General features: G+C 59.5%; 17 protein-coding genes and 3 tRNA genes. 10 read left to right on the top strand and 10 right to left on the bottom strand.

Annotated features, from left to right (window positions below; translation table 11 throughout):
• Positions 1-30: 30 nt before the first annotated feature.
• From ACR0MV_RS03180 to ACR0MV_RS03170, 3 genes are read right to left on the bottom strand one after another with little or no spacing between them, the layout of a single operon-like run.
• Positions 31-945, bottom strand: a complete 915-nt coding sequence (locus ACR0MV_RS03180) for a pseudouridine-5'-phosphate glycosidase (RefSeq protein ID WP_480700948.1) — start codon at positions 943-945, stop codon at positions 31-33.
• The gene (locus ACR0MV_RS03175) at positions 942-1835 is read right to left on the bottom strand and encodes a PfkB family carbohydrate kinase (protein WP_480700947.1); all 894 of its coding nucleotides are present in this window, start codon (positions 1833-1835) and stop codon (positions 942-944) included. The genes ACR0MV_RS03180 and ACR0MV_RS03175 overlap by 4 nt, the downstream gene beginning before the upstream one ends.
• Positions 1836-1880: 45 nt before the next feature.
• On the bottom strand, positions 1881-2498 hold the full coding sequence (locus ACR0MV_RS03170; RefSeq protein ID WP_480700946.1) for a thiamine phosphate synthase: 618 nt from the start codon (positions 2496-2498) through the stop codon (positions 1881-1883).
• A 153-nt stretch (positions 2499-2651) separates the two neighbouring features.
• Here ACR0MV_RS03170 and ACR0MV_RS03165 point away from each other — a divergent pair, with 153 nt between their 5' ends.
• The 3 genes from ACR0MV_RS03165 (at position 2652) to ACR0MV_RS03155 (ending at position 6077) form a co-directional block, all read left to right on the top strand.
• Positions 2652-3395: an RNA methyltransferase gene (locus ACR0MV_RS03165; protein WP_480700945.1), complete on the top strand. Its 744-nt coding sequence runs from the start codon at positions 2652-2654 to the stop codon at positions 3393-3395.
• Positions 3396-3457: 62 nt separating this feature from the next.
• A complete protein-coding gene (gene ctaA / locus ACR0MV_RS03160; protein ID WP_170463456.1) occupies positions 3458-4603 on the top strand; it encodes a heme A synthase in 1146 nt (381 codons plus the stop codon).
• A gap of 4 nt (positions 4604-4607) precedes the next feature.
• A complete protein-coding gene (locus ACR0MV_RS03155) occupies positions 4608-6077 on the top strand; it encodes a carboxypeptidase M32 (protein ID WP_480700944.1) in 1470 nt (489 codons plus the stop codon).
• 14 nt (positions 6078-6091) lie between these two features.
• Here the strand turns inward: ACR0MV_RS03155 and ACR0MV_RS03150 are convergent, their stop codons facing one another.
• Positions 6092-6844, bottom strand: coding sequence for a ParA family protein (locus tag ACR0MV_RS03150; protein ID WP_480700943.1), 753 nt, complete (start codon positions 6842-6844; stop codon positions 6092-6094).
• 152 nt (positions 6845-6996) lie between these two features.
• Positions 6997-9723 carry a DNA gyrase subunit A gene (gyrA, locus tag ACR0MV_RS03145; RefSeq protein ID WP_170424497.1) on the bottom strand — a complete coding sequence of 909 codons (2727 nt, stop codon included), beginning with the start codon at positions 9721-9723 and terminating at the stop codon, positions 6997-6999.
• 194 nt (positions 9724-9917) lie between these two features.
• Between gyrA and ACR0MV_RS03140 the strand changes: the two genes are divergently transcribed.
• Together ACR0MV_RS03140 and ACR0MV_RS03135 are read left to right on the top strand one after the other, a co-directional pair.
• A complete protein-coding gene (locus tag ACR0MV_RS03140) occupies positions 9918-10187 on the top strand; it encodes an usg protein (RefSeq protein ID WP_170463462.1) in 270 nt (89 codons plus the stop codon).
• Positions 10188-10277: 90 nt separating this feature from the next.
• A complete protein-coding gene (locus tag ACR0MV_RS03135; RefSeq protein ID WP_480700942.1) occupies positions 10278-10973 on the top strand; it encodes a lipid-binding SYLF domain-containing protein in 696 nt (231 codons plus the stop codon).
• Here ACR0MV_RS03135 and ACR0MV_RS03130 read toward each other — a convergent pair.
• Positions 10970-11923, bottom strand: coding sequence for a radical SAM protein (locus ACR0MV_RS03130; protein WP_480700941.1), 954 nt, complete (start codon positions 11921-11923; stop codon positions 10970-10972). The genes ACR0MV_RS03135 and ACR0MV_RS03130 overlap by 4 nt on opposite strands.
• Before the next feature lie 161 nt (positions 11924-12084).
• Here ACR0MV_RS03130 and zwf point away from each other — a divergent pair, with 161 nt between their 5' ends.
• The 4 genes from zwf (at position 12085) to ACR0MV_RS03110 (ending at position 17626) form a co-directional block, all read left to right on the top strand.
• Complete coding sequence (gene zwf / locus ACR0MV_RS03125) at positions 12085-13539, top strand: glucose-6-phosphate dehydrogenase (RefSeq protein WP_480700940.1); 1455 nt, start codon at positions 12085-12087, stop codon at positions 13537-13539.
• Positions 13536-14207, top strand: a complete 672-nt coding sequence (gene pgl / locus ACR0MV_RS03120; protein WP_480700939.1) for a 6-phosphogluconolactonase — start codon at positions 13536-13538, stop codon at positions 14205-14207. The genes zwf and pgl overlap by 4 nt, the downstream gene beginning before the upstream one ends.
• A 5-nt stretch (positions 14208-14212) precedes the next feature.
• Positions 14213-15826 (top strand): glucose-6-phosphate isomerase, encoded by a 1614-nt coding sequence (gene pgi, locus ACR0MV_RS03115; protein ID WP_480700938.1) that lies wholly within the window; start codon positions 14213-14215, stop codon positions 15824-15826.
• A 180-nt stretch (positions 15827-16006) separates the two neighbouring features.
• Positions 16007-17626, top strand: a complete 1620-nt coding sequence (locus ACR0MV_RS03110) for a long-chain-fatty-acid--CoA ligase (RefSeq protein WP_170424511.1) — start codon at positions 16007-16009, stop codon at positions 17624-17626.
• Positions 17627-17646: 20 nt separating this feature from the next.
• Here the strand turns inward: ACR0MV_RS03110 and ACR0MV_RS03105 are convergent.
• The 3 genes from ACR0MV_RS03105 to ACR0MV_RS03095 form a co-directional block, all read right to left on the bottom strand.
• Positions 17647-17721, bottom strand: a tRNA-Asn gene (locus tag ACR0MV_RS03105).
• A gap of 130 nt (positions 17722-17851) precedes the next feature.
• A tRNA-Asn gene (locus tag ACR0MV_RS03100) sits at positions 17852-17926 on the bottom strand.
• Between the two features lie 77 nt (positions 17927-18003).
• Positions 18004-18918 (bottom strand): MBL fold metallo-hydrolase, encoded by a 915-nt coding sequence (locus ACR0MV_RS03095; protein WP_480700937.1) that lies wholly within the window; start codon positions 18916-18918, stop codon positions 18004-18006.
• 44 nt (positions 18919-18962) lie between these two features.
• On the opposite strand from ACR0MV_RS03095, the gene ACR0MV_RS03090 reads away from it, so the two are divergent.
• Positions 18963-20282 carry an ATP-binding protein gene (locus ACR0MV_RS03090; protein WP_170424515.1) on the top strand — a complete coding sequence of 440 codons (1320 nt, stop codon included), beginning with the start codon at positions 18963-18965 and terminating at the stop codon, positions 20280-20282.
• A gap of 20 nt (positions 20283-20302) precedes the next feature.
• On the opposite strand, the gene ACR0MV_RS03085 is transcribed toward ACR0MV_RS03090, so the two are convergent.
• Positions 20303-20379 (bottom strand) — tRNA-Ile (locus ACR0MV_RS03085).
• Positions 20380-20384 lie beyond the last annotated feature (5 nt).

Here is a 20384-nt window from a genome sequence, read left to right as displayed (position 1 = left end):
AGTCCGGTGCCTTGGTACAATAGCTTTATGTCAATCGTTCCGGTCTGCCAGCGCGCGCGCAATGCCAGCCGCGAGCCGGGCGTTGTTGCGCACGAGGGCGATGTTCGCAGTCAGCGAACGCCCCTCGGTCTGTTCGTAAATCCGCTGTAGCAGATAAGGCGTGACACCCTTGCCGGTGATACGATGGGCGTCGGCATCGGACTGCGCTGAGGCGATGATCGGGGCCAGTTCCTCAGCCGGGATTTGATCCTCGGCAGGGATTGGATTGGCGACCAGCTGACCGCCGGGCAGACCCAGTGCGCGGCGGGTCGCATGTGCCGTGGCGATGTCCTCAGCATTGTCCATGCGCAAGGGCGCGGCGTAAGGGGATTTCGCCGACCAGAAGGCCGGGAATTCGTCCTGCCCGTAGGCAATAACCGGAACGCCGAGCGTTTCAAGAACCTCGAGCGTTTTGGCAAGATCCAGGATCGCCTTAGCCCCAGCAGCTACGACTGTGACAGGGGATTGCGCCAGTTCGTGCAGGTCGGCAGAGATGTCGAATGTCGTCTCGGCACCCTGATGTACACCGCCGATACCGCCGGTGGCAAACACCTCGATCCCCGCATAATGCGCGGCGATCATCGTTGCGGCGACTGTGGTTGCGCCGGTGCCGCCTGTGGCCATGCAGGCGGCCATGTCCGCGCGGGACAGCTTGGCAACACTCTGCGTCTGACCCAGCGCTTTCAGCTCGTCGGCTTCCAGACCCACATGCAGCTTGCCCTTGATCACCGCCATTGTGGCCGGAACCGCGCCCGCATCGCGGATGTCTTGTTCGACCTGCGCCGCCACTTCGATGTTCTGAGGGTAGGGCATCCCGTGCGTGATGATGGTGCTTTCCAGCGCGACGATGGGTTGGCCTGCGTCTTTGGCGGCGCGGACCTCGGCGGAATATTGGATGTCGATCACAGTGGGGTTTCTCCGGATACGTATGTTGCAGCGGCATTCAGAGCGCGGGTCAGAGCCTCTTCGCTCGATGCTCCACCAGCCTCTGAGGCGATATGAGCCGCCATGAAAGTGTCACCCGCGCCGGTCACTCGTGTGACCAATACGGATGGGGGTGTCTGGGTCAGGATCTCGTCTGCGCTGGCTACGGTGGCCGAGTTACCTCCGTCGGTGACCAGAACGCGCAGCGCGCCACGGTCCAGCAAGCCCTTGGCTGCGGATTCGGAATCAGCGAACTCTCGTTGGCACAACAGGCCTGCTTCTTCGAGATTCACATAGAGCGTCGCGCGCGCATGTTTCAGGAAGGGCAGCAGACGCTCGGCCTTACCGGGCGAGGCCGGGGCCACGCGCAGATCGGCGCGGGCAAAGGCAGGGCTTTGGGCAATTTCCTCAAGCAGCGCCAGCGTCAGGTTGCCGTCCAATGCGATTGGGCCCTCAAACGGAGCGTTTTCAAAGCCCAACGGACCATGCATCAGCGGGCGAAGGATTTTGGCCCCTGCGGCCTCAAGCGAATGGGCATCGGCAATAGCCGCGATCAGGCCGTTGGCCCCTTCGACCGCCATATACCGGTCTGTCGGCAAATCCTGCGAGCGATAGACGTGATCAGTCACCATACCCAGCCGGGCACAGGAATTGATCAGCTCATCCCCTTCGGGATCACGGCCAATAGCCGTTAGCAGTGTGGGCGTCATGCCAAAGCGCACGAGGGTCATGGCGATGTTCATCGCCACACCGCCGGGCAGGCGGGTGATCCGTCCCGGCACGTCCGAACCCTGCCGCATAGCGCTGGCAGACCGGCCAATCACGTCCCACAGGACCGAGCCAATGCAAAGAATGTCGCTGTTCTGAGTCATGTGATCGTCATGCCGCAGGCCCCGAGCAGGTGCAAGGGTCAACGCTCACATCGCGTCGGTAAGAGCCCTAAGTGCTGCGGCGGGGTCGTCCTGTGACCAGATCTCTTCGCCAATGCCAAAGAAATCGGTATGCGGGGCCAGGTCGCGGATCAGGTCAGGCGTCAGGCCACCTTCGGCCACCACCGGCACTTCGATCATTTCTGACCACCACTGGAACAGGTCTTTCTCTGCTGTTGTGCCGTCACCCAGTGTCGCGTTCCCAACCGGACCAAAGGCCACGTAGTCGGCGCCCGCTTCGCCAGCGGTCATGCCGTCATGGCTGGAAGACCCGCAAAAGCTGCCGACAATCGCGTCTGCGCCGAGTTCTTTACGTGCCGCGCGGACCGAGCGGGCTGCGTCGTCCAGATGTACCCCGTCCAGTCCCAGCCGCTGCGCCAGCAGGACATGGTTCGAAATCACCAGCGCCACGTCGCGGGCATGGGCGACCTCGCGGCAGGCATCGGCTGCGCGCGCGATCGTATCCTCATCGCTGCCTGCAAGTGCCAGGCGGATGCAGGCGATCTCGGCACTGTCGAGCACACTGGCCAAACGGTTTGGGAAGGTGCTCAACTCGATGGTCGGCGGCGTGATCAGGTAAATCTGCGGCTGCTCGGGGGTGTCCATTGGCGCGTCCTTCGCTTTCAGTCTTTTGCGCGGTTTAGCGGATTGCGGCGGGGAAGCAAACTTTTATGCCGGATTATGGCGCAAATGACGGCGCAGATGGCTTGCCCTGCTTTGACGCGCAGACTACAGCAGGCGGAACTTTCGGAGACAACCATGCCCAGCGATAAATCTCAGCCCTCGTTCGTGCTTGTACGCCCGCAGATGGGCGAAAACATCGGCGCTGCCGCGCGGGCGATGTGGAATTTCGGGCTGGACCGGATGCGGATCGTTGCACCGCGCGACGGATGGCCGAACCCTAAGGCTGTGGCGATGTCCAGCGGGGCAGGACGGCTGCTGGATGAGGCGCAGCTGTTCGACGATCTGGCCGGGTCGCTGGCCGACAGCACCTTTGTTTTTGCCACCACGGCCCGCCAACGAGGCCTGACCAAACCTGTCTACAGTCCGGAACGCGCGATGCAGATCGCGGCGGAAAAGGTCGCGGCGGGTGAGAAGGTCTCAGTCCTCTTCGGCCCCGAACGCGCCGGGCTTGAGAATGAGGATATCGCCAAAGCCAACGCCATCATCTCGGTCCCGGTGAACCCGGAATACGCCTCGCTGAACCTCGGGCAATGCGTGCTGCTGACGGCCTATGAGTGGATGCGGCAGACCGGTGATGTGGTGCACGAAGCCACTGATCTGGGTAAGGGCGACTGGGCCACAGGCATCGAGGTCGAAAAACTGGTCGAGCATTACGAAGACCGGCTGGAAGAGGCGGGCTTTTTCTACCCGCCCGAAAAGGCCGAAGGTATGAAGACAAATCTGCGCAATCTATGGTCGCGGATGCGGATGACGCGGGCGGATGTGCAGATGCTGCACGGGATCATGCGTCAGATGGTCCGCTGGAAAGACAAGGGCTGAGGCTGGACCTATGTTCCGCATCACCCTAGCTTGCGACGAAATCCAAGGCACAAGAGGACAGCATGAGCGGTAAGCGCAGCATCTTCGAAGACGTCTCAGACACCGAAAAACAACAAGCCGTTCAACCGGGTATGCTGGATCGCGGTCGCCGTGGCGCGCGCAAGGCCATTCGCGTCTGGCTGATGATCCTGTTCGCGCTTGTGGTCATCATGATCGCGGTGGGCGGGCTGACACGCCTGACCGACAGTGGCTTGTCGATCACCGAATGGCGGCCGATCACCGGGGCTATCCCGCCGATGAACGAGGCGGACTGGCAGTCCGAGTTTGATAAGTACAAACAGATCGACCAGTGGCGCATCCAGAACCAGTGGATGGACCTGAGTGATTTCAAATTCATCTATTGGTGGGAATGGGGGCATCGCCAACTGGGTCGCTTTATCGGTGTGGTCTGGGCGATCGGTTTCTTCGGGTTTCTGGTTGCTCGACAAATCCCCGTCGGCTGGACCGGTAAGCTGCTGATCCCAGGTCTTTTGGGGGGCGTTCAAGGTGCTGTCGGCTGGTGGATGGTCGCCTCTGGCGTAACGCAGGGTGAAGGCATGATCGCTGTCGCCAGCTACCGTCTTGCAGTTCATCTTGGATTGGCCTTTGTGATCCTTGGCTTCCTGGCGTGGTACATCTTTGAACTCGGCCGCGAGGAACGCGACCTGATGCAGGCCCGCCGCGCAAAAGAGGCGAAGCTGTTTTCGCTATCGACCGGCCTTTTGCATTTCACCTTTTTGCAGATTCTCATCGGCGCGCTGGTCGCCGGGATCGACGCCGGTCGTTCGTACACCGACTGGCCCTTGATCGGCGGGCAGCTCTTGCCGCCCGATGCAGCAATGCTGGAACCGATGTGGCGGAACTTTTTCGAAAGTCCGGGACTGGTTCAGTTCATCCACCGGTGCGTTGGCTACCTGCTGTTCATCTTCGCGGTGATCGTCTGGCGACGCGGCAGCACCAGCGCACATCCGCAGACCCGATTTGCCTTCAATGCGGCCTTTGCGGCGCTTTCACTGCAAGTGGTGATCGGCATCGTCACTGTGGTCTACGCAGCCCCGTGGCAGATCGCGATCTTCCACCAGTTCATGGCCGTCGTGGTCTGGACCCTGATCCTGCGGGCGCGGTTCCTGACCGCTTACCCAATCGCAACCTCTCTGCGCGGAGCTTGACCCCATGGCAGCCTATGATGATCTGATGGCCTTTCAGCGCGAAACAACAGCGCTGAGCGAAATTGCAGGGCGACTGGGCTGGGACCAGGAAACGGTTATGCCGCGCGGTGCGGCCCCGCAGCGGGCCGAGGAAATGGCCGCGATCGAGGCTGTGCTTCACGCCCGCCGTTCCGATCCCCGCGTGGCGGAATGGCTGGAACAAGCCACACCCGAGGACGAAGTTGGGCAGGCGCACCTGCGTGAAATCCGCCGAACCTATGAGCGGACGGTCAAAGTGCCCGCCGATCTGGCCAAGGCTATTGCCCGCGTGACCTCGGCCGCGCAAGGCACTTGGGCTCAGGCCCGCGCGGACGAGGACGTGGCAGCGTTTCTGCCTGCGCTCAGCGAGGTCGTCTCTCTCAAACGCGAAGAGGGGGCGTCGCTGGCACAGGGCGGTGACATCTACGACGCGATGGTCGAGGATTACGAGCCCTACACAACCGGCTCTCAAATCGCCGAGATCTTTGACCAGATGCGCCCGCGTTTGGTGGCATTACGGGCGGCTGTGTTGGACAAGCCCGCGCCTGCGGCTCTGACCGGCACGTTTGACGAACTGGCTCAAATGCGACTGGCCCAGAAACTGGCCGTGACCTTTGGGTATGACCTGAACACGGGCCGTATCGACAAATCGGTGCATCCCTTCAGTTCGGGTTGCGGGCTGGATGTTCGCATCACCACCCGGACCAGCGCGACCGATCCGTTCAACTGTTTCTACTCAACAATCCACGAGGTCGGCCACGCGGCCTATGAGCAGGGGATTGACCCCGCGTTCAACTTGACGCTGTTAGGCATGGGCGTGTCGATGGGTGTCCATGAAAGCCAGAGCCGAATTTACGAGAACCAGCTCGGCCGCTCGCGCGCCTTTACCGGCTGGTTGTTCGCGCAGATGAAAGACACGTTCGGTGATTTCGGTATCGCAGACGCAGACGCGTTCTATGCGTCTGTGAATGGCGTCCATAACGGCTATATCCGTACCGAAGCAGATGAGGTGCAGTATAACCTGCACATCATGATGCGCTTTGATCTTGAGCGTGCGCTGATGAGAGGCGATCTGCAGGTCAGCGACCTTGAAGCCGCGTGGAATGACCGGTTCAAGGCGGATTTCGGATACGCAGTCGACAAGCCGTCGAACGGGTGCTTGCAGGACGTGCATTGGTCGGTGGGGCTGTTTGGCTATTTCCCGACCTATTCGCTGGGCAATGTCTACGCCGGGTGCCTTTATCAGGCGTTGCGGCAGGCAGTGCCGGACTTGGATGCGCAACTGGCGCAGGGCGACACCTCGGGCGCAACATCGTGGCTGCGAGAGAACCTTCAGCAGTACGGCGCGCTTTACACTCCGCGTGACACGATCACGCGCGCCAGCGGCGTTGAGCCGGGGCCGGAGCCGTTTCTAAGCTATCTGGAAGACAAATTCGGGGCCCTTTACGGGCTTTGAACGCGGGCAAACGTTCAGGTTTTGAATACCCGCGAAACGACTTCCTCGCATAGTGCCAGATAGGCCCGGCTCGCCGGGCTATTGCGTGCGCTGACCATGACGGGCGCACGATTTAGGCCCATACGTTCCACATCGGTGGCAAACGGGATTTGGGCGGTCAGAAAGCGCTGACCGTAGGTATCTCTCATTTGTTCCATCGTGTCCCGATGAAGGGTCTTTGACACCTGAACCATGGAAAAGAAGCAGTGCAGTTTTTCGACTGAAAGATCGTTGCTTTTAAAGTACTTGACCAACTGCCTTAAAGTGCGTTGCGACAGTGTCGTCGGGATGACCGGAACGACAATTGCGTCCGCGGTTTGAAAAATGTGTTCGGACAGCACCGAAAGGTTCGGAGGGCAATCCAGCACTACGACCTCATAGTCGAACTCGATCCCGGCCAAAGCGCGGCCCAGCGGCGAACGGGCGGTGCTCATCTGCGATAGCAAAACATCGAACCCCCGGTAACTTTTGTTGGCGGGCAGGATGTCCAGACTGGAAAAATCACTTGCGCGTATGGCGTTACTCAGCCGCTTGGCGTCATCAAAAAACCTGCTATTGCTCAGGGATTTCGAGGGTTTGAGGCGATAGTAGAACCCGGCGGCCCCTTGTGGGTCGAGGTCACATAACAGCGTACGCACCCCTGCCGAAGACAGGGCATAGGCAAGGTTGACCGCTGTCGCTGTCTTACCCACGCCACCCTTGTTGGAATAACAGGCAATGACTTTCATGCCAGATCGCGCCCTCGCACACAAAACAAACACAACAAAAATCGATCTGTTGGTAAGTTTCGGCGCGCAATGTGCGCCAAGTCAACGGTTTGATACCGTTCGACTAAAATGACCAAGGCCCCGAACCCAGAGGTTCGAGGCCTTGCTGCGCTTTATTCTTCGGCGTCTTCTTCGTCGCCCTGATCGGCGATCCAGGCCACGCTGACGACCTCTTCGCCTTTGCCAGTGTTGAAAACTTTCACACCACCAGCCGAGCGCGATCGGAACGAGATCCCTTCAACCGGCACCCGGATCGACTGACCCTTGGACGTGGCCAGCATGATCTGGTCCTCGATGTCGACGGGGAAACTAGCAACAAGTTCACCGCCGCGCATTGCCTTGTCCATGGCCGCAACGCCCATGCCGCCGCGTCCGCGGACCGGGTAATCGTGGCTAGAGCTCAGCTTGCCTGCGCCGCCCGTCGTGATCGTCAGGATCAGGTTCTCGGCCGCTGACATTTCGGCGTAACGCTCTTGCGTGATCATGCCGGGTGCTGCTTCGTCCTCATCGGTCTCACCATCATCGGCGATACCAGCCACGGCACGACGCATTTTCAGATACGCGGCCCGTTCGTCCGGTCCGGCCTCGAAATGGCGGATCACGGACATCGAGACGACACGGTCGCCATTGGTCAGCTTGATGCCGCGCACGCCGGTCGACTCGCGCGAGTTGAAGACACGCACGTCAGTTGTCCGGAAGCGGATGGCGCGGCCCGAATTGGTGACCAGCATCACGTCTTCATCCTCGGAACAGATACGGGCGTTCACCAGTTCCACGCCTTCGGGCAGTTTCATGGCGATCTTGCCGTTGCGGCGGACATTGGTGAAATCCGACAAACGGTTGCGGCGCACGTCACCGGCGCTGGTGGCGAAGACAATCTGCAGGTTTTCCCACTCTTCATCCGGTACATCCACGGGCATGATCGCCGCGATGGAGACACCCGTCGGGATCGGCAAGATGTTGACGATGGCCTTGCCTTTACCGGTCCGGCTGGACTGCGGCAGGCGCCATGTCTTGAGCTTATAGACCATGCCCTCGGTGGTAAAGAACAGCAGCTGCGTATGAGTGTTGGCCACGAAAAGGGTCGTAACCACGTCCTCTTCTTTGGTCTGCATCCCCGACAGGCCTTTGCCGCCACGCTTTTGGGCGCGGAAATCGGCCAGCGGGGTCCGCTTGATGTAGCCGCCAGAAGTGACGGTTACGACCATATCCTCACGCTCGATCAGGTCTTCGTCTTCCATGTCGCCGGACCAGTCGACGATCTCGGTGCGACGCGGCACGGCGAATTGCTCGCGGACGCTGCGCAGCTCATCACCGATAATCGACATGATGCGCTCGCGCGAGGACAGAATATCCAGGTATTCCTTGATCTTGGCGGCCAGTTCTTCCAGTTCGTCCGTGACCTCTTTGACGCCCAGTTGGGTCAGGCGTTGCAGCCGCAGTTCAAGGATGGCACGGGCCTGAACTTCGGTCAGGTTGTAAGTGCCGTCGTCGTTCATCTTGGACAGAGGATCGTCGATCAGGCGCAGATAGCCTTCGATCTCAGCTGCAGGCCAGCGGCGGGTCATCAGCTTTTCGCGCGCCTCGGCGGCGTCTGCCGACGAGCGGATCGTGGCAACAACTTCGTCCACGTTCGAAACCGCCACAGCCAGACCACACAGGATATGGCTGCGTTCGCGAGCCTTGCGCAGGTCATAGGCGGTGCGTCGAGCGACCACATCCTCGCGGAAGTCGATGAATGAGGTCAGAAAGCGGCGCAGGGTCAGCTGCTCGGGGCGGCCACCGTTCAGGGCCAGCATGTTGCAGCCAAAAGATGTCTGCATCGGTGAGAACCGATAGAGCTGGTTCAGAACCACCTCGGGCGTTGCATCACGCTTTAGTTCGACCACGACGCGCACACCATTGCGGTCGGATTCGTCCTGTACATGGGACACGCCTTCGATGCGTTTTTCACGCACGGCTTCGGCGATCTTTTCGATCATCGAGGCCTTGTTTACCTGATAGGGGATTTCATCCACGACGATGGCGTAACGGTCCCTGCGGATTTCTTCCACGCGGGTCTTGGCGCGGATAATGACGCTGCCGCGGCCTTCAAGATAGGCTTTGCGCGCGCCAGACCGGCCCAGCATGACGCCGCCGGTCGGAAAGTCGGGGCCCGGCACGTATTCAATCAGTTGTTCAGAGGTCAGGTCCGGGTCGTCAATCAGTGCAAGCGTGGCATCGACCACTTCGCCCAGATTGTGCGGAGGGATGTTGGTCGCCATACCCACGGCGATACCACCGGCACCATTGACCAGCATGTTCGGGAAGCGGGCGGGCAGAACCGTTGGTTCACGGTCCTTGCCGTCATAGTTGTCCTGAAAATCGACTGTCTCTTTTTCAATGTCGGCCAACAGGGAGGCGGCGGGCTTGTCCATCCGCACTTCGGTGTAACGCATGGCAGCCGGGTTATCACCGTCCATCGAGCCAAAGTTGCCCTGACCATCCAGCAGCGGCAGCGACATCGAAAAATCCTGCGCCATCCGTACCAGCGCGTCATAGATCGCACTGTCACCGTGCGGGTGATACTTACCCATCACATCGCCAACCGGACGGGCCGATTTACGATAGGCCTTGTCATGCGTGTTCCCGGTTTCGTGCATGGCATACAGGATGCGCCGGTGAACAGGTTTCAGGCCGTCACGCAGATCAGGGATCGCGCGGGACACAATGACCGACATGGCATAGTCCAGATAGGACGTACGCATCTCGGATTCGATGGACACCGTCGGGCCGTCGTATACGGGGCGCTCTGGCGGGGTTTCATCCATGTTTTCTGGGGTTTCTGGCGTATCGCTCACGTAAACTGCCCGTTTATTGTGCTGGGTCTATATCTTGTGGATGTACCTTATCAGACCCGGCACATAAGGTGCAAGCAAGCAGCGCATTTCGCGCAAAAAATCCCCCGTAACACGAGGGTAACATATTGTTAACCAAGGATTAGGTGGTTTTCGTGTTATGCTGAAGAGACCTTGCAACGATTTTGGAGGTCTGAATGGAGCAAAGCGAAACAGAACTGATGCTCAAGGGGTATGGGCTGACGACGGCAGAATTTTATTATCATATGCCCGACTATATTCACGTATTGAACACGTTCATCTGGCAGGATTACGACCTGGCGCCAGATCATCCGAAGCTTTTCGATTTTATTGAATTCTGGCAACGCGAGATTGAAGGGCCACTGCATTCGGTGCGGTTTACCCATCGCAAGATGATCGCCCCCGGCGAATGGCGCAACGTGGTCGGTGAATTTCGAGTGAACTGACCCAGAAGCATCCGGCTCAAAGCCCATATACATTTTCGCCGCTTCCGGTATCGTGATGACCAAAGCATAAATCACGAGCAGGAACACGGAATGACCAGAGTTTTGTTGCTTGCAGTCGCCATTTGCCTTGGCGGACCTGTGTCGGCTGAGGGTGTCCTCGATAAAATCAAGAAGGGCGCTGAAAATACTGCAAATGCCATTGGACGTGGGGCCGAAAGCGTCGGTCAAACGATCGAAAAAGGGGCCGGTGCGGTGGATGAGACCATAACGTCCACATCTGAGCTGTTGTCCAACGAGGCGACGCCAGAAGAAACCCGCGCCAAGCTGGATGTCATGGCCTCGGATGTGTTGGCGCAGCTGCTGGCAGAAAACCCCGAGGCGCAGGCGCTGTACGATGTCAGTGCCGGGTATGCCGCGTTCGATTCCCGCAAAGTTACCGTTTTTCCTGTCGCTGCCGGGTATGGTCGCGGCGTCGCCGTGGATAAAGAGACTGGCCAGCATACTTACATGAACATGGGAACGGGCGGCGTTGGCGCGGCTGTGGGTATCGGCGGATTCGAGACCAAGTTCGTGATCCTGTTCGAAACCCAAGCGGATTTGAACCACTTCATCACCAATGGCTACGACGCTACAGCAGAGTCTGGCGCGATGTATGGGGACGAGCGCACCGACGAAACGCTCAGGTTCACCGACGGGCGATCTTTCTTTGTGCTCAGCAAAAAGGGCTGGCGCGTCTCGGCTGGCGCTTCAGGCACGAAATACTGGAAGTCGCCCGAGCTGAACTAGCCCGAGCAGCTTGCCCCGCCTAGAACGCAGAACTTGGCACAGTGCGGGTGATTTAGGTGCACGTCGGCTTCGGCCTCAGCCAGCGTTGTTCCCATTTCGAACTCGGGCTCATAGGGCAACAAGGTGCACGCCAGCACCGCAGGGCGTTCGGCCCCCTTGCGTTTGACCACCATACGGGCGTTTGAGCACATCACAGACGTTGGCGATTTGTCCAGAATGCCCCAGCAGGCGGTCGTGATTTCCGGGACTTCCACGCTTTCGTCCATTTCTGGGAACAGAACGGTCTGGCCGGGGTTTTGCGCATCGATATCAAAGCGATGCTGTTGGAAGAAGGCATCGTAGCCCGCGCGGCTGTCCGCATCGCTGTCGCCCCAAACCGTGCGGCCCGCAATCGCGATGTTGAACCCGTTGTCGCGCAGCCACTCCATGCCGGTGACCGTCTTGTCAAAACTGCCCTTGCCGCGTTCCTCGTCATGCAATTCGGGGCGGTAGTGGTCGACTGAAATTCGCAGAGTCAGCTTGTCACCATAGTCGTACTGCAGATCCAGCAAACCTTCGCGCATCTTTCGGCGCATCATCGGCTGCATTGCATTGGTCAGGATCAGAACCTCGTGCCCGCGCTCCAGTGCGGCGCGGGTCATGTCGATCATTTCGGGGTTCATGAACGGCTCACCGCCGGTAAACCCAATCTCGCGCACCGGCCAGCCACGCTCTTCGATCTGATTGAGGTAATCGCGTACTTCGTCGGCGGTGATATAGACAAGCGCATCATTAGTCGGGCTGCTGGCGATATAGCAGTTGACGCATTCGATGTTGCACAGTGTGCCGGTATTGAACCATAGGGTTTCTGGGTTTTTCAGCGCAACCGACGCGCGGGTCTGCCCATCTGCTGTCACCAGTTTGTTCTGAAACTTGCCGATATTGGCGGTCTGAGGCGCGTTGTCTTTCATTACCGTATCCGGTTCTTTCTAGTTGTCTTTGATGTAGCCCTTTGAGTCGGATTAGTTAAGTCAGGCCGATGACACCTGACAGAGTTTTGATGATGAGGTTTTTGCGGTGGCTGGTGGCGCTAACATTGGACATGCCCTGCGGGGCAAGGTAAGGAAAAATCATGGTTTCTCGCGTAATACCTGTTGATCCGTTCGATCTCGTCATTTTTGGCGGGACCGGCGATTTGGCGCAGCGCAAGATTTTACCGGCGCTGTTCAAGCGCTTTTGTGCGGGGCAGTGGGATGACGCCGTGCAAATCATCGGTGCCGCGCGCACCGAACACGATCGGGCGGCGTTTCAGGCCATTGTGGCCGAATCGCTGCGTACCCATGCGGCGGCACAGTGTCAGAATGCGGCGGCGTTGGATGCTTTTTTGCAACGTGTCGACTACGTGACGCTGGATGGGTCTTCGAGCGAGGGCTGGGACCAATTGGCGGCGAAGCTGACCGCAGACCGGGTCAGGGCGTTTTACTTTTCCGTGGGACCTCGGCTGTTTGGACCCTTGGCGGAACGGATCAAGGCGCATGATCTGGCGACAGCCGGTACCAGGATCGTGGTCGAAAAACCCTTTGGTCACGACCTGGAAAGTGCGCGCGCCTTGAACGCGACGCTGGCCGAGCATTTTCGCGAAGGGCAAATCTACCGCATCGACCATTATCTGGGCAAGGAAACCGTCCAGAACCTGATGGCGGTACGCTTTGGCAATATGCTGTTCGAACCGCTCTGGAACAGCCAGTATGTCGATCACATCCAGATCACCGTGGCCGAGTCCGTGGGAATTGACGGTCGTGAGGAGTATTATGAGCGCGCAGGTGCAATGCGCGACATGATGCAGAACCACCTGATGCAGCTGTTGTGTCTGATCGCGATGGAGCCTCCGGCCAAATTCGATCCGGACGCGGTGCGGGACGAAAAGCTGAAAGTCATCCGCGCGCTGGATCAGGTCGAACCGCACCATATCGTCAGGGGGCAGTTCGATGGGGGCGGCAGCGGGCAAGGATATCGTGAGATTGTGGGCAATCCACGCTCGACCACCGAAAGCTATGTCGCGCTCAAGGCGCATGTCAGCAATTGGCGGTGGGCGGGAACGCCGTTTTACCTGCGCACGGGTAAGCGTTTGGTGGCGCGCTCCTCGGTGATCAACGTGATGTTCAAGGACGCGCCGCACTCGATCTTTGGCGAAGATGCAGGCCGCCACGCAAATGTCCTGTCGATCCGCTTGCAGCCGAACGAAGGGATCACGCTGAAGGTGACAATCAAAGAGCCGGGGCAGGGCGGGATGCGCCTTGTCGATGTGCCCCTGGACATGAGTTTTGCCGAGGCGCTTGGACCGGAAAACCAGAACCCGCCAGATGCCTATGAACGGTTGGTCATGGACGTGATCCGAGGAAACCAGACCCTGTTCATGCGCGGCGACGAGGTCGAGGCCGCGTGGGCCTGGACCGATCCGATCATCGCCGGCTGGGAAGCGCGCGGCGATGTTCCCAAACCCTATGAAAGCGGCAGCACAGGCCCGGGCGACGCCGAGCTGCTGATGAAACGAGATGGTCGCCGGTGGCAAGGAATAAACCCATGAATATTCAGGAATATGCTGACCGCGACATGCTGGCCATTGATGTCGCAAACGCCTTGGCTGGAGAGCTAGAGGCCGCCTTGCTGCATCATGATATGGTCTCGTTGGCGGTGCCTGGAGGAACGACTCCGGGGCCGGTGTTTGACAGTCTTTGCGCTGCGGATCTGGAGTGGGATCGGGTACGGGTTCTGCCCACCGATGAACGGTGTGTACCGGGCGACAGCGAGCGGTCGAACGAACGCCTGATCCGCCAGCGTCTGCTTACAAACCGCGCATCGGTTGCGCAATATGTGCCGCTCTATGTCGAAGGGAAAGAGCCCGATGCGGTATTGGCCGAAATCGAAAGCCTGATCACTCCGGTCCTTCCGCTGTCCGTTCTTGTGCTGGGTATGGGTGATGATATGCACACGGCATCTTTGTTTCCCGGAATGGCAGGGATCGAGGCCGCGCTGGACAGCCACGCCCGCCCGTTGGCTGTGGCGCGTCCCGAAACGCAGCCCGAAGCGCGGATTACCTTGACCGGGCCGGTATTGGACGGCGCGCTGTCCAAGCACCTGATCATTTTCGGGGCCGCCAAGCGGGATGCGTTGGACAAGGCCATGTCCATGCCACCTGAAGAGGCCCCAATTTCCGCAGCGCTCACCGGCATGACCGTACATTGGGCGGAGTAACGCAGATGCAGTTGACCCAACTTAAGGCATTGGCATCCGAGGCAGAAAACCAGTCGATCCTGAGCCTGTTCGACAGCGACCCCAATCGGGCGCAAGGCTTCTCGACTTCGACCGGGGATTTGCTGTTCGATTATTCTAAAACTCAGATCACCGATGAGGTGCGCACGGCACTGATCGCCCTGTGTGATGAGGCCGGTTTGGCCACCCGCCGCGCGGCGATGTTCGACGGGGAAAAGATCAACGAAACCGAAGGGCGCGCGGTGCTGCACACGGCTCTGCGCAATCTGGACGGTGGACCGGTCGAGGTCGATGGTCTGGACGTCATGCCCGATGTTTTGGACACCTTGCAGCGCATGCGCGTCTTTGCCGAAGAGGTGCGGGGCGGTGCAGTCGCAGGAGTAGGGGGCAGTTTCACCGACGTCGTGAATATCGGCATTGGCGGCTCGGATCTGGGGCCGGTCATGGCGACCCACGCGCTGTCCCCGTATCATGACGGGCCTAGGTTGCATTACGTGTCCAACGTGGATGGTGCGCATATTGCCGACACGCTGCGTCAGCTTGATCCGACGCGGACGCTGGTGATTGTCGCTTCCAAGACCTTTACGACCATTGAGACCATGACAAACGCCCGCACCGCGCGGGCCTGGATGGAGGATGGCGGCGGTGATCCCGCCAAACAATTTGCCGCCGTCTCCAGTGCTCTGGACAAAACGCAGGCCTTTGGCATCCCCGAGGATCGCGTTTTTGGTTTCGCCGACTGGGTCGGCGGGCGCTATTCGGTCTGGGGACCGGTGGGTCTGCCGGTGATGATTGCGGTCGGATCGAACGCCTTTGATGCATTCCTGCGGGGCGGGCAGGCGATGGATGTACATTTCCGCGCCGCCGACTGGACCGAGAATATGCCGGTGATGCTGGCTCTGGTCGGTGTGTGGCACCGGCAAGTGCTGGGTCATGCAAGCCGAGCCGTGCTGCCTTATGACCAACGCCTGCTGCGTTTGCCGGCCTATTTCCAGCAGCTCGAAATGGAGTCGAACGGTAAATCCGTGGCTATGGACGGAAGCTCGCTGACGGTTCCCTCAGGCCCTGTGGTCTGGGGCGAGCCGGGCACAAATGGTCAGCACGCGTTCTATCAACTGATCCATCAGGGCACAGACGTGATCCCCTGCGAGTTCATGGTGGCCGCCGAAGGGCATGAGCCCGAATTGACGCATCACCACCGCTTGTTGTTGGCCAACTGCCTTGCCCAGTCCGAGGCGCTGATGCGCGGTCGATCCCTTGGCGAAGCACGCCAGCGGATGGAGGCGAAGGGCCTGCAGGGGGATGAGTTGGAACGCCAGGCCCGCCACCGCGTCTTTCCGGGCGACCGCCCTTCGACGACGCTGATGTACCCTAAGCTCACACCTTTTGTACTGGGTCAGATCATTGCGCTGTATGAACATCGCGTTTTTGTCGAAGGCGTTCTGCTGGGCATCAACTCGTTCGACCAATGGGGCGTCGAGCTGGGCAAAGAGCTTGCCACCTCGTTGGGCCCGATTGTGAACGGGGAAGAAAGCGCATCCGGCAAGGATGGCTCGACCGCGGCGCTGGTTGCCTATGCAATGCGCCATCGCGACCAGTAACGTGGTTTTCAACAGCCTGCCGTAGAGGCAGGCTGCATTCTTTTATTGTCAGACAATTAAATGATTGGCAGGGTCGTACCCTAGGGAGAGCTCTGAATACGTCGCGAAAGCGAACTAGGTGTTCCGGGCAAGTAGACAGCGCGGCCCAACGCAGGCGGTGCTGACAAAGGGAGGATGTCCATGCTGGGACAGATGATGACGCAGCCTTTGCTGATCTCGTCGCTGATTGATCACGCCGAACGCTATCACGGCCAGACCGAAATTTACTCGGTCGAAACCGATGGGACGGTCACCGAAACCAATTGGGCACAGGTGGCGCAGAACGCGCGCAAGCTGGGGTCCGCGCTGACGAAACTGGGGCTTGAGGCGCAAGACCGCATTGGAACGCTGGCCTGGAACAATCGGCGGCACCTTGAGATTTACTATGCCACCTCGGGCGCAGGTTTTGTATGCCACACGGTGAACCCGCGACTTTTCCCCGAGCAGATGACCTACATAATCAACCACGCCAAAGACCGGGTTCTGTTCTTTGATGCGACCTTCATCCCGCTGGTCGCGGCGCTGCATGAACACCTGACCGAAGTGCGCCATTTCGTGCTGATGGGCCCCCGGAACGAGGATGCCATCGCACAAATCCCTGATGTCGCGTTCTATGACGAGTTGATCGAAACGGGCGATGACGATTTCCAGTGGCCCAGCTTCGACGAGAATACAGCGTCCAGCCTGTGCTATACCTCGGGCACGACGGGCAATCCCAAAGGGGTTCTCTATTCTCATCGGTCTACCGTTCTGCACAGCTTCGGCTCGAACACCTGTGATGTCATCGGATTTTCGGCCATGGATGTGGTGCTGCCGGTGGTGCCGATGTTCCACGTAAACGCGTGGGGATCCCCCTATGCCTGCGCCATGTCCGGCTCGCGCATGGTGCTGCCGGGACCTGATCTGCACGGTGAAGCTCTGGTGAAACTGATCGACACCTACGGCGTGACGCTTGCCATGGGTGTTCCGACGATCTGGCAGGGGCTGTTGGCCCATGCCGCGCAATCGGGCAGCAAGCTGGACAGTCTTGCGCGCACCGTGATTGGCGGGGCCGCTTGCCCGCCGTCGATGATCGAAACCTTCCGCGAGACCTATGGCGTCGATACCGTCCATGCCTGGGGTATGAGCGAAATGAGCCCGCTGGGCACCACGAACTACCCGCTGGCCAAGCACCTGACGCTTCCAGCCGAAGAGCAGCACAAGCTGCGCGAAAGCCAGGGTCGCCCACCTTATGGCGTCGAGCTGAAAATCGTCGATGATGACGGCAAGGACTTACCCCATGACGGGGTCACCCAAGGCGACCTATTGGTGCGCGGGCATTGGGTTCTGGACAGCTATTTCCAAATGCAGGATCAGGGGCTGTTGCAGGACGGTTGGTTCGCCACTGGCGACGTCGCCACGCTTGATCCCGATGGGTATATGACGATCCGCGATCGGTCGAAGGACATCATCAAGTCGGGCGGGGAATGGATCAGCTCGGTCGAGTTGGAAAACATTGCCGTTGCACACCCGAAACTCGCCACGGCGGCCGTCGTCGGAGTGCCACATCCGAAATGGGACGAACGCCCCTTGCTGGTGGCCGTCAAAGCCGAAGGTGAAGACCCTAGTGAGGAAGAGCTATTGGCCTTTTTCGACGGCAAGATCGCCAAATGGCAGGTGCCGGATAAGGTGGTCTTTGTGGATGCGTTGCCATTGAATGCGACAGGTAAAATCCTGAAGCGCAATCTGCGCGCGGATTTCGAGGATGCCCTGATGGGCTAAGTGCCAAATCTTGGTGGAAATGGCTCCGGCGGTAGGGATCGAACCTACGACCAATTGATTAACAGTCAACTGCTCTACCGCTGAGCTACGCCGGAACGGTTCGCGCCGTATAGCAACCTGTTTCTGCGGCGTCCAGAGGGTCGCACAACTTTTTTCGATGAAAAAGTTTCGCACCAAAACACACCCGTTGCGACAGGTATCAGAGTGTTTTGATTTGGAGAGATTTGGCTCCGGCGGTAGGGATCGAACCTACGACCAATTGATTAACAGTCAACTGCTCTACCGCTGAGCTACGCCGGAACTGAGGGGCGTATAACAACCTGTATTTTTGCCGTCCAGAGGGGAACTGCACCAAACGGCAAAAATTTTTGGAACCGTCAGGCCGAGCGGTCAAACGTGGCTTCAACTGACAGGTCGCCGGGCATTGTGACCTTTGATTTCCCATAAAGATCAACAAGATGTGCAAAGACGTTGCGTTCCGCTGCCGGCAGCAAAGCCGTTGGGGTGTCGGTATAAATGCGCTCGGCCAGCTGCCGGGCGGTTCCGGGTTGATCTTCCAACGCGGTCAGGATCTGCGCTTCGCGTGTCTGACGGTGCGCGATCAGCCATTCGAGCCGCTCAGCAGGGTTCGAGATGGGCGCGCCGTGGCCTGCGTGAAACGCCGACCAATCGCGCGCTTGCAACTTGTGGCAGGCTTGCATGAAATCCGTCAGATCTCCGTCAGGTGGTGAGACCAGCGAACTGGCCCAGCCCATGACGTGATCTGCGGTAAAGCAAACATCACCCCACGCGAGGGCGATATGGTTGCCCAAATGGCCCGGCGTATGGATGACCTCAAGCCGCCAGCCGTCGCCGTTAATCATTTCGCCGTCGGCGACCTCGATATGGGGGCGGAACGCGGTATCGATCCCTTCGCCGCCGCCGGCCAGACCTTGCAGCGCCAGTTGGGTCATGACCGTGCTGCGTCCTGCCTGTGGCCCGCCAAAGGCCAGAATCGGCGCTCCCGTACGTTCCGCCAACGGGGCCGCAAGGGGAGAGTGGTCCAGATGGCTGTGGGTGACCACGATGTGGCTGATACGCTGACCGGGTCGCAAGGCGTTTAGAATCGCGTCGAGGTGCGGCTCGCTCAGAGGGCCAGGATCGATCACGGCCAGGTCGCGTTCGCCCACCAAATAGGTGTTGGTGCCTCGATAGGTCATCGGGGACGGGTTTGGTGCAAGTATGCGGTGCAATCCCGGTTGCAATTCGATTGCTTGACCGACAGGTGGGTTGAAATCGTCAGGCGCCTGCATTCTGTGCTCTTTCTCTTGGCGGATCAGCCCGTTAGGTTTAGCGCATGTCCAGTCAATGGCTCAAACGATATATGCCACGCAGCCTTTATGCCCGGGCAGCACTGATTCTGGTTTTGCCGGTTGTCGTGCTGCTGCTGGTCGTTGGGATTGCCTTTTTGCAAAAGCACCTTGAGGACGTCACCGCGCAGATGACCAAGAGCGCAACGCGTGAGGTTCTGCTGTTGCTTGAGACGATGGACGGGGCCGAGACGCAGCAACAGGCGCTGGCATCCGTTCGACTGGATTTGGCGGCGTTGGACATGAAGGCGCGCTTTGTCGATACCGCACAAGACCCGGCGACCGAACGACGTCGCTGGTACGATTTTATAGCGCCACAGGTCGAAGGCAATTTGCGCACTGATTTGCCTGATTTGGTGTCTGTCGCGCTGCCGACGGGGGATGAGGCCCGGTTGTACCTTCAGACCGATCTGGGCCTGCTGCAAGTAACCCTGGATCGCCGCCGTTTGTCGCCCGCGGCGCCTCATCAGTTGATCGTGACGATGGTGTTCTTTGCCGTTGTCATGACTTCCATCTCGTTTCTTTACATGCGCAATCAGCTGCGACCGATTACCCGCCTTGCGGATGCGGCCCAGGCCTTTGGTCGGGGCCGGGTGGTGCCATACTCGCCCGGTGGCGCGATTGAAGTTCGCGCTGCGGGCAGCGCGTTTCTGGAAATGCGTGCCAGAATCGAGCGCCAGATGGAGCAGCGAACGATGATGCTGTCCGGTGTCAGCCACGATCTGCGAACACCGCTTACGCGCCTCAAACTGGGGCTCTCCATGCTGCCTGAGGATGACGCTGCTCCATTGCAGCAGGACGTGGACGAGATGCAGTTGCTGCTGGATGCCTTCCTTGATTTTTCTCGCGGTGCAGCCGAAGGCCCGCCTGAGGCGGTCGAGCCCGAAGCTCTGTTGCGTCAGATCGTCGATGACGCGCAGCGCGCCGGGCATCAGGCCGAGTTGGTGGCGGTTGAAGGCGGCGGCACCGCGATGCTGCGCCCCACTGCAATTCGCCGCGCGGTCGAGAATCTGATTGGAAACGCGGTGCGATACGGAAATCGGGCAGAGATCAGTATGTCAATGTCGGCCAAGACCCTACGAATCCGGGTCGAAGATGACGGACCGGGAATCCCGCCCGAACAGCGTACCGAGGCGGTAAAACCCTTTTCCCGACTGGATCCCGCCCGCAACCAGAATCAGGGCAGCGGTGTGGGGCTGGGTCTGGCGATCGTGGCAGACATCGCGCGCGCGCATGGCGGGGTGCTGCGGCTTGGCAAAAGCGAGCGGCTGGGTGGTCTTTGCGCCGACATTATTATCGGGCGTTAAATCGGGTCAGACGGTGGATTTGGTAGGCCCGGCAGGACTTGAACCCGCAACCAAAGCGTTATGAGCGCTCTGCTCTAACCAATTGAGCTACAGGCCCGCCTA

Source organism: Ruegeria sp. BC3, from assembly GCF_056539265.1.
This window is presented reverse-complemented; position numbering and strand designations above follow the sequence as displayed.